Genomic DNA, 12,228 nt, shown 5'->3' with positions numbered 1-12,228 from the left:
TGGCCGTCACAAAGGGGCACGGCCACCTCGGGCACACAGGTCATGGACCGGATGCTCGGCGCGTGGCTCGGCCGGGCGGCGGGCTGCGTGCTGGGCAAGCCGGTGGAGAAGATCCCCCGGGAGGGGATCAGGGCGATCGCCGAGGCGACAGGGAACTGGCCGATCCGAGGATGGTTCACCGCCAGGGGGCTTCCCGCCGAGATCGGCCGGCGCTGGCCGTGGAATCGTCGCAGCGCCGTCAACAGCCTCGCCGAGAACATCGACGGCGTCCCCGAGGATGACGACCTCAACTTCGCGCTGCTCGCCCTGGCCCTGCTGGAGCGGCACGGCCGGGGGTTCGGCACCGACGACGTCGCGCGGCTCTGGCTGGACGAGTTGCCCGGCGGCCGGGTCTTCACCGCCGAGCGCGCCGCCTACCGCAACCTGCTGGCCGGCCTGGAACCGCCCGCCCCCCACGACCCGCGGGCTCCCTCCACGGCGACCTTCCGCAACCCGTTCCGGGAGTGGATCGGTGCGCTGATCAGGGCCGACGTCTACGGCTGGGCCAACCCCGGCGATCCGGCCAGGGCCGCGGAGTTCGCCTGGCGCGACGCGCGGCTCAGCCACACCGCCAACGGGATCTACGGTTCCATGTTCGTGGCGGCGATGTGCGCCACGGCGCTGACGGCCTCCTCCGCCGAGGAGGTGGTCGCTGCCGGACTCGCCGTGATCCCGCCGGACTCCCGCCTGGCCGCCGCCGTACGGCAGGCCGCCGAGGACGCGCACCGGGAACCGGACTTCGAACGGGTCGTCGACCGGCTCCACGCACGCCACGGGGAGCTGCACTGGGTCCACACGATCAACAACGCCGCACTGATCACGGCGGCACTGGTCCACGGCCGGGGTGACTTCACCGCCTCGATCGCCGGCGCCGTGGCGGGCGGCTGGGACACCGACTCGGCGGGGGCGACCGTGGGTTCGATCGTCGGCGCGCTGCGCGGCGCGTCGGGAATCCCGGAGGGGTGGTCGTTGAAGAACCGGCTGTCCAGTAGCATCAGCGGGTTCGACGGCATCGGCCTGGACGAGCTGGCCCGCCGTACGCTGGCCCTGGGGGCGGAGGAATCATGATCTCGGTGTTCGGCAGCGTCAACATGGACCTGGTGGCCTATGTCGATGTCGTACCCGCGCTCGGCGAGACCGTGACCGGTCGCGCCTTCAACACGGTTCCCGGCGGAAAGGGCGCCAACCAGGCCATCGCCGCCGCGCGGGCGGGTGCCAAGGTGGCCTTCCTCGGGGCCGTGGGTGACGACGACTTCGGGACCGAGATGCGCAGGACGCTCGCCGAGGCGGGCGTCGACGTGACGGACCTGCGCACGGTCCCCGGCCCCTCGGGCATCGCCCAGATCGTGGTGGACGGCGGCGGCGGCAACTCGATCATCGTGGTTCCCGGTGCCAACGGGACCGTGACCGCTCCCACCGAGGCAGAGATCGAGGTCATCTCCCGCTCCGACGTGCTCCTGCTGCAGCTGGAGCTCCCCATCGAGGCGGTCACCGCCGCCGCCAGGGCCGCCCGCGCCGCCGGGACCACGGTGGTCCTCACCCCCGCACCCGTCCAGCCCCTGCCCGCTGAGCTGCTGGAGGCGGTGGACATCCTGGTGGCCAACGAGCACGAGGCCGTCGCGATCACCGGTCAGGCTGATCACGAGCGCGCCCTGGAGGAGCTGAGGGGCACGGTCGGCTGGGTGATCATCACGCTGGGGGCGCGCGGCGCGCTCACTTCCGCCGGCGACGAGGCCGCCGTGTGGGTCGAGGCGCCCAGAGTGAACGCGGTGGACACCACGGCCGCGGGCGACACCTTCGTGGGCGCCCTCGCCGTGGCCCACCTCGAGGAGCAGCCCGCCGACCGGGCCGTCCGCTTCGCCACCGCGGCGGCGGGCCTGTCCGTCCAGCGCGCGGGTGCCAGCAGCTCGATGCCCACCCGCGCCGAGATCGACCGGAGCCTTTCCACGACCGGTGCCTGACATCCGGCGGGGATTTCCCGGTCAACCTCGGGCGCGGGAGCACTAGCCGCTGATGAGGTAGGTCTCCGGATATATCCCGCTATGACCCTTCCCAGAGGGCGGCGGCGGCCTCGGCGCATGCCACATCCTGGCCGATGGTGCCGCCGCTGACGCCGACCGCGCCCACCACCCCGCGGCCGTTGCCGGGCTCCCCGAGCGGGATGCCGCCGCCGAAGCACACGTACCGGTCGCCGGCCAGGCCGTGCAGTTCGCCTCCCGGCAGGACCAGCGGCGCGAGGTCGGCGGTCGGCATGTGGTGGGCCACCGCGGTGTGCGCCTTGCCGGGGGCGAGGACGGGGCCGGAGATCCGCGCGCCGTCCATCCGCTGGAACGCCACCAGATGCCCGCCCGCGTCGACCACCGCGACCGAGATGAGCGCCCCCTCCCGCACGGCCTGCCGCACCGCGGCCTCACACATGCGCAGCGCGAGTTCCAGGTTCACCGGGCTCCTCACCGTTTCGAAGACCACCGGCTCCGACCGCCGGGTGTGCGGGCGTCGCCGGTCGGGCGATCCGAGGTGTCATAACGATCCGACGCTTGCGCGAGCCTTCCGGAGGACCGGCGCGGGCCGGGACTGTCGCCCGGTGAGACGGGAGAGACCACGAGGCGACATTCCGACGACGCTTACCAAGAGTGACGTTCATCTTACTTCAGGCTACGATCTCGTCACCGGTGGGATATCGAGGTGTCGTCCAGACGTGGGGAGAGACATGCACGGTCACAGCCACGCGCGCATCGTTCACCGGCTCAGGTATGCCCTCGGCCATCCGGGAAGAGTCCCCCGGCACCTGCGACGGGTGACCAGGAACACGTGGCTGCGCCTGAGCACCCGCGACCACGTCGCCTACTACCGGGCCGTCATGAGGTCCGAGACCGCGCGCAGTCCTCGCGGGGCCGTGGGCAGTAGGTCCTACCGGCGCTGGGTCGCCCTGGGGAAGGTGCAGTTCGACTATCTGGTGCGGCACGGTCTGAAACCCGAGCACCGCATGCTGGAGATCGGCTGCGGCAACCTGCGGGCCGGGCGCCTGTTCATCGGCTACCTCGACACCGGAAACTACTACGGTCTCGACATCTCCCCGGAGATCCTGATCGCCGCCCAGGAGACCCTGGTCACCTACGACCTGCGCGACAAGCTCCCCCATCTTCTGCCGGTCGCCGACCTGCGCTTCGCCGCGCTGCCCGGCGGGGCGTTCGACGTCGTCCACGCCCACGGCGTCTTCTCCCACTCCCCGCCGCGCGTGATCGAGGAGTGCCTGCAAAACGTCGGCCGGATCGTGCGGCCGGGGGGCTGGTTCGACTTCACCTTCGAGCGCACCGAGGGCAGGGAGCACCAGGTCCTGGGCGAGACCTTCTACTACCGGACCGAGACCCTGCTCGACCTGGCCGCCGGATGCGGCCTCCAGGCGACCCTCATGGATGACTGGGAGCGCCTTCCGCAGCGGGAGTCCAAGATCCGCATCAGGTTTCCCGGCCCCGGGCCTTCGACGGGGCACGTCGTACGTGACCAGGACCGGGGCGACCTGGACCGCGCAGCCGGGCAGGCGATGTCGGATCTCGGATAGGATCTGGCGCCCTGTGCGACCGAGCTGGAGGAACCGATGCGGGCCCACGACCTGTCCGCCGGGGGCGGCGTGCTGGCCCGTGCGCATGACGTGGCACGTGCGGCGGCGCGGATCCACGGCCTGCCCGACGCCGAGGTCACGTTGATCAACGTGTCGGAGAACGCCACCTACCGGGTGGACGACCCGGCCACGGGGAGGCGCTCCATCCTGCGGGTGCACCGTCTCGGCTACCACTCCATCCCGGCGATCCTGTCCGAGCTGGCCTGGCTGGAGGCGCTCCGCGAGCAGGAGGGGATCCGCACCCCCCGGGTGCTCCAGGCTCCCGGCGGTTCCCGGGTGCTGACCGTCCCCGGCGCGGAGCCCCGAGAGTGCGTCATGTTCGAGTTGCTGCCCGGTGCCGAGCCGTCCCTGGAGAACCCGGTGCCCGGTTTCGAGCGGCTCGGCGCGCTCACGGCGCGGATGCACCGGCACGCGCGCCGCTGGTCACGGCCCGAGTGGTTCACCCGCTTCCACTGGGACTACGAGGCGGCCCTCGGCGCCGAGGCGCGGTGGGGCCGCTGGCAGGACGGCCTGGGCATGGGGGCCGAGGCGCGGACCCTGCTGGGGCGGCTGGACAAGGAACTGCGCGAGCGGCTCCACCGCTTCGGCCGGGGGCCGGAGCGCTACGGCCTGATCCACGCCGACCTGCGTTCCGCGAACCTGCTCGTGGCGGGTGAGGGACCGCCCGGCGTCATCGACTTCGACGACTGCGGCTTCGGCTGGCACCTCTACGACCTGGCCGCGGCGGTCAGCTTCATCGAACACCTCCCCGAGGTTCCCGAGCTGGTCGACGCGTGGGTGCGGGGTTACCGGACCGTCCTGGACCTTTCGGCCGAGGACGAGACGGAGATCTGGACGTTCGTCATGTTCCGCCGCCTGCTGCTGGTCGCCTGGATCGGTACCCATACCGGCGCGGACATCGCCACCGAGCTGGGCTCCGGTTACACCGAGGGCACCTGCGAGCTGGCCGAGCGCTATCTCGGCGGCTCGCTCCGCTGACCCGGTCCGTCCCGTGGTACCCGCGGCGTTCCGGCAGGGGCCGTTCGGCAAAGTGGCGCGCCGTGATCGCGCATCGGGAAATCGTCCCTACCCACCCCTGGGGCGCGACGGGTCCGTGATGGCGAATACGCGTCGGCGTCCGCATCACCGTGCGTGTAACGCGTAATCCGATAATGAGATTTTCACGATGGGGATTCCGTCTTCCCGGCCCCTGTTTTCCGGCCCACTTCGCCGAATCCGGGGTGTTTTCCGGCCGCCTTCGTCTCCGTGGCCGCGGGCGGCGGTCCGGTGGGGTCAGGATTTCAGCTCGCGCCTGATGTCCTCGTCGTCCGGCGCCAGTTCCAGCGCCCGGGTGAGGTCGGCGACCGCCTCCGTCTCCCGCCCGGCGGCGCGCAGCGCCATCGCCCGGTTGAACAGCAGCGCGGGGTCCGCTCCGGGTTCGAGGGCCCGGGTGAAATCCGCGACGGCGCCCTCGGGGTCACCGGTCTCGAACGCCAGCAGTCCTCGGTTCGCCCAGGCGGCCGCCAGCGAGGGGGCGAGCTCCAGCGCCCTGTCGAAGGCGGTACGCGCCCTGTCGTAGCGGCCCTCCGCCGTCTCCACCTGGCCCAGCGCGCACAGCAGGTACGGGTTGGCCGGATCGATGGCGAGCCCGGCCTCCGCGTCCGCCCTGGCCTTGCCGTACTCACCGAGGGCGGCCAGCAGCCCGGCCCGGTTGGCCAGGCCGTCCACGAACTCCGGGTCCAGCTCCAGCGCGTGGTCCAGGTCGCCGAGCGCACCCCGGTGGTCGCCCCTGGAGAAGCGGATCTCGGCCCGGTTGTAGTAAGGCTCGGGGAAGGGCGGGCCGACCCGCATGGCCGTCTCGTAGTCGTTGATCGCCGCGTCCATCCGGCCCAGCCGGTGCAGCAGGTTGCCCCGGTCGATGTAGTAGTCGGGGTAGACGGGGTCGGCTGCGATCACCGCGTCCAGATCCTCCAGCGCCTCCTCGGGGCGGCCCAGCATCACGGTGAGCTGCGCCCTGTTGGCCAGCAGCACCAGCCGGTGTATCGGGTGCTCGCCGGGACGCAGGTCGCGGTCGGCCAGGGCGACGGCCTCGGAGACCAGCTCCAGTGCCTTGGCGGGGCGGCCTCGCCGTACCTCCACCAGCGCCCGGCCGTTGAGGTCGAACCCCAGCTTGAACGCCCGCTCGCGCGGGTCGGGCAGCAGTGAGGAGATGGCGATCGCCTGGTTCACCAGCGCGAGCGCGGCATCCGGGTCGCGCCGGGCCTGGTCATGGTGGCGTACCTTCAGCATTCCGGTGGCGTAGGCGACCGAGGCGTGGACGGCGGGGGAGACGCTCTCCCGCCTGGCCAGGTCGAACAGGTCCTCGGACTCGTCCTCCCTGCCCAGCGCGGCCAGCGCGGTCGCGGTGCTGTGCAGGAGCCGCCACCAGGTCCCGGTGTCGCCTTCGGGATCGGCGAGGCGCAGGGCGCGCCTGCCGAGATCCACCACGGCGTCATGGCAGCCCGCATCCAGGCACCACTGCACCGCGAACAGGAACGCCTCCAGCGCCTTCGACGTGTCGCCGCCGCGCTCGCGGTGGTAGGGGACCGCTCCAAGTCGCGGGCCGATCGTCCCCTCCCGTTCCAGCTCGTCGGCGAGGGCGCCGTGCTCCTCCTCGCTGAGCCGGTCCTCGACGGTGGTCCCCCGGCGGGTCACCACGGTCAGCGACTCCGCGGGGACGCGGCGCCGCAGTACCGTCAGGAGTTCGAGGTCGGTGGGGTCGGCCCGGTCGACGTTCTCGACGACCAGTGTCCGTGGGCCGGTTTCGGCCAGGTGCTCGCGGACGAACTCGGCCAGGCCGTTAGCCAGGCGCAGCGTGCGCCGCGGCGCGTGCACCAGGATCCGCTCCGCGCTGGGCAGGCTCGCGGCCACGGAGCGGCGCCGGTCGGGAACCAGGTCCTGCAGGTCGGGGGCCGCCGCGCGCAGCTCGATGTCGTAGCGGGCGACGAGCTCGGGCTGGGCCGTGGGCACCAGGGCGGCGACGAGCGCGCCCCCCGCGGTGTAGGGTCCGCGCAGGTACCGGTCAGCGTCCACCACGAGCGGCGGCGGCACGGGAAGAGACGGGTTTTCTGGCGGTTGGGCTCCCCGACTCACCGGACTCCTCTAAGTCGATTTAGATGATATTCGATGATATATGGCTATGTTGTGCTGGGGGCCGGCGCCCACTGCTGGACGCCGGTGCTGCGATTCGTCTCAGCCGACATGCTTGGCACTCGCGGTACCACTGAGCGTGACGGTGCCAGGTTTGTGAACGATAACGCGCTTCATTACAGGCCTCTCTCGCGAATAAGAACAAATCGCAAGTATTCGCAATAATCGCCCATATTGACAAGATCTGTTTCTTATAGTGGCCGCATCCGGACAGCCCTATGGACAGGTGGCGTGTGGTGGTATCCACGAACGCCTTCGCGGGCCCACGTTCGGCCTGGCCGCTGTGAGCGGCGCCCACGGGGGATGGGACCCTGATCCGATGGAACAGAGAAGCCGCTGGGCGGACATCGCGGGAGATGACGCCGGGGAGCGGTACGCGGCGAGGTTCGCCAGGCTGGCCGAGTCGGGGGCGGACACGCACGGTGAGGCGCGGTTGTGCGCGGGGCTGCTGCCGCCGGGCGCGCGGGTGCTGGACGCCGGGTGCGGCACCGGGCGGGTGGCGATCCGGCTGGCGGAGCTGGGATACGACTGCGTGGGCGTCGACCTCGACGCGTCCATGCTGGAGGTCGCCCGGCGGACCGCGCCAGAGCTGCCCTGGATCCTGGCGGACCTCAGCGACCTCGGTGACCTCGGCGGCTCCGCGGAGTTCGCGGAACGGGCCGTGTCCGGCGAGCGGCGTGGGCAGGGCGAGCGCTTCGACATGGTCGTCGCCGCGGGCAACGTCATCCCCCTGCTGGCCCCCGGGACCGAGGCACGGACCGTCGCCGGGCTCGCGGCGCTGCTGCGCCCCGGCGGGCTGCTGGTGAGCGGGTTCGGGCTGGACGCCGCGCACCTCCCACTCGCCTCTGCCACGGTCACCCTGGCCGACTACGACGCCTGGTGCCAGGCCTCGGGGCTCGCCCCGCTGCGGCGCCTGGCGACATGGGACGGCGCACCCTACGACGGCGGTGGATACGCGGTGAGTGTTCATGTACGAACCCCCGGCGGGCGAGGCTTCGAGGGGTAGTAGCTTCATCCCATGCGACTGGGCGTTCTCGACATCGGTTCCAACACAGTCCACCTGCTGGTGATGGACGCACATCGGGGGGCCCGGCCGCTGCCAGCGTACTCCCACAAGGAGGAGCTGAGGCTCTCCGAGCACATGGACGAGGGCAACCGCCTGTCGGCACAGGGCGCGACGCGGTTGCGGGAGTTCGTCGAGGAGGCGCTGCGGATCGCCGAGGACAAGGGGGTCGAGGACCTCATGGCCTTCGCGACCTCCGCGATCAGGGAGTCGGTGAACGGTGAGGAGGTCCTCGCCGGGATCAGGGCCGACACGCAGGTCGACATCGAGGTGCTGTCCGGCCAGGACGAGGCGAGGTTGACGTTCCTGGCGGTGCGCCGCTGGTTCGGGTGGTCCTCCGGGCGGCTGCTGGTGCTGGACATCGGCGGCGGGTCGCTGGAGATCGCCTCGGGGATCGACGAGCAGCCCGACGTGGCGGTGTCGCTGCCGCTGGGGGCCGGCCGTCTCACCCGCGACCGCTTCACCGCCGACCCGCCGCCGGCCGACGAGGTGCGGGCACTGCGCAGGTACGTGCGGGCCGAGATCGCCCGCGTGGTGGGCAAGGTGTCGCGGTACGGCCAGGCCGATCACGCGGTGGCGACGTCCAAGACGTTCAGGCAGCTCGCGAGGATCGCCGGCGCGGCGCCCTCGCACGAGGGGGTGAACGTACGCCGGGTGCTCGGGCACGCGGACCTGGTCGGGTGGACCGACCGGCTGGCCAGGATGAGCACGGGGGAGAGGGCCGAGCTGCCCGGGGTGTCGGAGGGGCGGGCGCCGCAACTGCCCGCCGGAGCCATCGTCGCCGACGCCACCATGGACCTGTTCGGCGTGGCCCAGCTGGAGGTGTGCCCGTGGGCGCTGCGCGAGGGGGTCATCCTGCGCAGGCTGGACGCCATGCCCGAGCAGTAAGGTTTATCCGGCCGTCCGCGGGTTAGTGCGCATAGCCATGAACAGCCCTCAGACTCAGGTGGCAGGTGCCGCTCACAGAGCGGCCAACAGTCAGACGCTGGACAGGCTGGCACGGGTCGGTATGGCCTGCAGGGGAGTCCTCTACGGGCTGATTGGTTTTCTTGCCCTGCAGATCGCCTTCGGCGGTGGAAGCGGTGGTAAGGAGGCCGACAAGACCGGGGCCATCGAGACGGTGGCCGAGCAGCCGTTCGGCATGGTGCTGCTCTGGCTCATGGTCGTCGGTTTCACGGCCCTGGTCCTCTGGCAGCTGTCGGAGGCCGTCATCGGCCGGGGACAGGCCAAGGACCGGGTGGAGTCGGCGGCGCGCGCGGTGGTCTACGGGCTGATCGTGGCCACGCTGCTCGGTGTCGTGCTGCGCGGAGACTCGGGAAGCTCAACGGACAGTCAGTCCAAGGACCTCACGGCCAAGCTGATGGAGCTGCCCGCCGGGCAGTTCATCGTGGGCCTGGTCGGTCTGGGGGTTATCGCCCTGGGGGCCTACTGGATCCACAAGGGCTGGAAGAAGAGGTTCCTCCAGGACCTGCGCACCGGCGAGATGCCGTCGAAGGCGCGTGACCTCGCCGAGAAACTCGGCATGGCCGGCTACCTCGCCCGCGGTGTGATCGCCGCGGTCGCCGGTGTCTTCGTCATCCAGGCCGCGATCACCTACGACCCCGACAAGGCCAAGGGCATCGACTCGACGCTGCGCTCGCTGGCCGACACCCCGGCCGGTCCGTGGCTGCTCGGGGTCGTCGCGATCGGCCTGCTGCTGTTCGCGGTCTACTGTTTCTTCGAGGCCCGCTGGCACCGGATGTGACGGGTGAAACCGCACGGTACGGCAGGTGCGGGCATGCAGCTGAAGGCCCGTCTGGCAAGCCCCAGCTGTCTATCCGGTAAGTGATCGCATTCCTACTTTTCCGAGACATCTTCCCTTTCGAGCTCCGCGTCTTCCCAAAGGCAGGAACGGTATCGGAGGGGACATATGGACTCGTCGGAGCACGACGGAAGCGAATGGGTTCTCCGCCTTGCGGGTTCCCCGGACCAGGTGGTCAGAGCCCGCCGCCTGGTCTCGATGACCCTGGGGCGAGACCATCCCCTCCACGACGACTGTGTCCTGCTGACCAGTGAGATCGCCACCAACGCGGTGATCCACTCCCGGTCCGGGGACGGTGGGGCGTTCACGGTCACCGTGGCCTACTCGGCGACGGGCGTGCGGGTCTGTGTCCAGGACGAGGGCTCCTCACAGGCTCCCTGCGTCTGCCACGCCTCGGCGGACGCGACGGGGGGCCGCGGCCTGCCCCTGCTGGAGGCCCTGGCCCACCGCTGGGGCCTGGTCAGGGAGGCGGGGGCCAACAAGGTCTGGTTCGAGCTGGTGCTCGAACTGGCCGGGGTGCGCGCGGGCAGCCTGGCCGGCGCCAGGTGAGAGTCCGGGGCTCGGCCGGTCGCCGGGAGGGCACCCCGCCGGGGTTCTCACCGCCGGGGTGCCCTCGCGTCAGCCGATGACCTCCATCTCGAAGACCCGGGCCACGTCGATGGCGCTGCCGGAGGGGTCGGTGACGAGAAGCCGCACCCCGTCCGCCCGGACCCCGGCGGTGTCCACGGTCACGGTGTCCGAGGTGTTGGCGGTGATCCGGCCGACCTCCCGCCACAGGCCGTCGACCCGGGCCTCCACGGTGAAGTCGCGCAGCACGTCGGTGCCGGGGACGGGGGCCTTGGTGTAGCCGCTGTGGACCCGGACCCGGTCGATCGCGGCCGGCGAGCCCAGGTCGACGGTGATCGTCGGTGCCGTGTCGGCCTCGGCGGAGATCCACCGGCTGTCGTCGGTGCAGAGACCGTCGACGGCCTTCTCGCCGCCGGTGTCGGCGCGCAGGGTGGAGGAGACCGTGACCCGCGCGCCGAGTGCGAGGTTGACGCCGTTCGCGCCGCTGCCCAGCAACTCCTGGACGACCTGCGGGAACGTCTGCCCGGTGACCGGGCGCCCGGCGCGGGGCGCCAGCGCGCGCCAGAGCCCGCCGCGGTCGCCGTCGGCCAGCGGCGCGGTTACGTAGAGCACGTCGGTCCCGCCGGGCTGCGGCAGCGCGCGCAGTCGTTGCAGGCCCCGTTGGACGTCGCCGACGGTCGTGAACCGCCATCTGCCGCCGGACGCCGGCCGTTCGGCGACCACCACCCGGCTGCGGGTACCGCCGCACCCGGAGGCCTGGGCGACGAAGTAGACGCGAGTCTTCCCCGCCGAGTGGGTGGCGTCGATGGCCGCCGAGGTCTCCACGGCGGCGCCCGCCTCGGTACGGTCGGCGACGGTCTCACGGTTCCACGCCGAGCCGTTCCAGGTGGCGTAGCGGACGTCGAAGCCGGCGAAGGCGCCGCCGTTGGACGCCGGGCGGTACCGGTAGGCGATGCCGTGCAGCAGGTTCCCGTTCAGGGCGATCTTGGCGGTCTGCACCGCGGGGCTCTCGGAGGTGATGGTCTCGCCCTCGACGAAGGGCTGGTAGATCAGAGGCTCGCCCGCTCCGGGGGTGACGGGCACTGTCCGTACGGCGCCGGTCACGTCGCGGAAGAAGCCGTCGGCCGGGTCGTAGACCAGGTAGGAGCCGAGGTGACGCAGGGCGGTGGCCGGCCACGGGCCCCATTCCCACAGGATGTGGACCCGGCCGCGCGGATCCACCTTCAGGTCGTCGGGATAGAACGCGTGCCCGGTCGCCGCCGCGATCACCGCGACCCGGCTCCAGGTGTGGGTGGCGGTGTCGAAGCGGTACAGCCGGCCGCCGCGCATGCGCTGGGCGTCCTGGTCGGCGCGGACCATCACGTAGGCGTCGCCGTCGCCGCCGCGCGCGGTGACCGGGTAGGTGAAGCGCAGGTCCCCGTCGGGCAGGTCGGCCCCGGCCTCCACCAGGGAGGTCACGTCGCCGGCCCGGGTCGTGCGGTAGTAGCGCCACGGGTGGTTGTGCATGGAGACGAAGGCGTGGACGTGGCCCTCGCCGTCCACCACGATGGAGGGCTGGTTGTGCCCGACGTCGTCGCCGTAGGTGACGCACGCCCCGGCGGCGGTCCGCAGGCAGCCACTGGTCCAGGTCCCGGCGGCGCCGCGCGCCGCGACGTGCACCTCGTGCAGGCCGCCCGCGGCGGCGGGGGCGTTGTAGGCGAAGTAGGTCACCCCTCCGAACAGGTCCAGGGGCCGCCACCAGCCGGCCTGGTTGGAGGTGTCCACGGCGAAGGGCAGCCGCTCGACCACCGGGACGGCCCGCCGCCCGCCCTGCTGCTCGGACGGGACACGCTGCTCGGAGGCGGCCTCCCTGCGGGGTACGGCCTGCGCGGCGGCCGCCGAGGCGTCGGACCCCTCGACGATGAACGTCGAGTAGGCCGAGCGCACCACCACGATGCTCGCCTCCTCGGCCGCCACCACCAGCGCGTT

11 protein-coding genes are annotated in these 12,228 nt (G+C 71.7%); 8 read left to right on the top strand and 3 right to left on the bottom strand.

All coding sequences use genetic code 11. From position 1 onward, the window contains the following. A partial coding sequence (locus ABZ260_RS34470; RefSeq protein WP_355626069.1) for an ADP-ribosylglycohydrolase family protein occupies window positions 1-1,107 on the top strand: 1,107 nt, incomplete at its 5' end. Continuing rightward, window positions 1,104-2,000: a ribokinase gene (gene rbsK / locus ABZ260_RS34465; RefSeq protein ID WP_355626067.1), complete on the top strand. Its 897-nt coding sequence runs from the start codon at window positions 1,104-1,106 to the stop codon at window positions 1,998-2,000. The genes ABZ260_RS34470 and rbsK, both read left to right, overlap by 4 nt. 79 nt (window positions 2,001-2,079) lie before the next feature. Here the strand turns inward: rbsK and ABZ260_RS34460 are convergent, their stop codons facing one another. After that, window positions 2,080-2,481 (bottom strand): heme-binding protein, encoded by a 402-nt coding sequence (locus ABZ260_RS34460; RefSeq protein WP_355626065.1) that lies wholly within the window; start codon window positions 2,479-2,481, stop codon window positions 2,080-2,082. Between the two features lie 268 nt (window positions 2,482-2,749). On the opposite strand from ABZ260_RS34460, the gene ABZ260_RS34455 reads away from it, so the two are divergent. After that, window positions 2,750-3,601 carry a class I SAM-dependent methyltransferase gene (locus ABZ260_RS34455; protein ID WP_355626063.1) on the top strand — a complete coding sequence of 284 codons (852 nt, stop codon included), beginning with the start codon at window positions 2,750-2,752 and terminating at the stop codon, window positions 3,599-3,601. Window positions 3,602-3,637: 36 nt separating this feature from the next. After that, window positions 3,638-4,639 (top strand): phosphotransferase, encoded by a 1,002-nt coding sequence (locus ABZ260_RS34450; protein ID WP_355626061.1) that lies wholly within the window; start codon window positions 3,638-3,640, stop codon window positions 4,637-4,639. A 294-nt stretch (window positions 4,640-4,933) separates the two neighbouring features. Here ABZ260_RS34450 and ABZ260_RS34445 read toward each other — a convergent pair whose 3' ends face one another. Further along, a complete protein-coding gene (locus ABZ260_RS34445) occupies window positions 4,934-6,712 on the bottom strand; it encodes a tetratricopeptide repeat protein (RefSeq protein WP_355626059.1) in 1,779 nt (592 codons plus the stop codon). A gap of 436 nt (window positions 6,713-7,148) precedes the next feature. On the opposite strand from ABZ260_RS34445, the gene ABZ260_RS34440 reads away from it, so the two are divergent. From ABZ260_RS34440 to ABZ260_RS34425, 4 genes are all read left to right on the top strand, one after another. Beyond that, a complete protein-coding gene (locus ABZ260_RS34440) occupies window positions 7,149-7,835 on the top strand; it encodes a class I SAM-dependent methyltransferase (protein WP_355626058.1) in 687 nt (228 codons plus the stop codon). Between the two features lie 12 nt (window positions 7,836-7,847). Next, window positions 7,848-8,780, top strand: coding sequence for a Ppx/GppA phosphatase family protein (locus ABZ260_RS34435; RefSeq protein ID WP_355626056.1), 933 nt, complete (start codon window positions 7,848-7,850; stop codon window positions 8,778-8,780). 37 nt (window positions 8,781-8,817) lie between these two features. Further along, entirely contained in the window at window positions 8,818-9,636 is an 819-nt protein-coding gene (locus tag ABZ260_RS34430; RefSeq protein WP_355626054.1) for a DUF1206 domain-containing protein, read from the top strand. A 165-nt stretch (window positions 9,637-9,801) separates the two neighbouring features. Beyond that, window positions 9,802-10,242: an ATP-binding protein gene (locus ABZ260_RS34425; protein WP_355548507.1), complete on the top strand. Its 441-nt coding sequence runs from the start codon at window positions 9,802-9,804 to the stop codon at window positions 10,240-10,242. 69 nt (window positions 10,243-10,311) lie between these two features. On the opposite strand, the gene ABZ260_RS34420 is transcribed toward ABZ260_RS34425, so the two are convergent. Beyond that, the coding region (locus tag ABZ260_RS34420; RefSeq protein WP_355626052.1) for a BNR-4 repeat-containing protein at window positions 10,312-12,228 on the bottom strand (1,917 nt) is incomplete at its 5' end.

The sequence above is a fragment of the Streptosporangium sp. NPDC006013 genome, assembly GCF_040614275.1.
Lineage (GTDB): Bacteria > Actinomycetota > Actinomycetes > Streptosporangiales > Streptosporangiaceae > Streptosporangium.
Note: the sequence above shows the minus strand (reverse complement) of the source record. Positions and strands in the feature narration are given on the sequence as shown.

Coding starts and splice junctions, on each gene's coding strand:
- rbsK (WP_355626067.1), top strand. CDS start 1,104: ATGATCTCGGTGTTCGGCAGCGTCAACATGGACCTGGTGGCCTATGTC.
- ABZ260_RS34455 (WP_355626063.1), top strand. CDS start 2,750: ATGCACGGTCACAGCCACGCGCGCATCGTTCACCGGCTCAGGTATGCC.
- ABZ260_RS34450 (WP_355626061.1), top strand. CDS start 3,638: ATGCGGGCCCACGACCTGTCCGCCGGGGGCGGCGTGCTGGCCCGTGCG.
- ABZ260_RS34440 (WP_355626058.1), top strand. CDS start 7,149: ATGGAACAGAGAAGCCGCTGGGCGGACATCGCGGGAGATGACGCCGGG.
- ABZ260_RS34435 (WP_355626056.1), top strand. CDS start 7,848: ATGCGACTGGGCGTTCTCGACATCGGTTCCAACACAGTCCACCTGCTG.
- ABZ260_RS34430 (WP_355626054.1), top strand. CDS start 8,818: ATGAACAGCCCTCAGACTCAGGTGGCAGGTGCCGCTCACAGAGCGGCC.
- ABZ260_RS34425 (WP_355548507.1), top strand. CDS start 9,802: ATGGACTCGTCGGAGCACGACGGAAGCGAATGGGTTCTCCGCCTTGCG.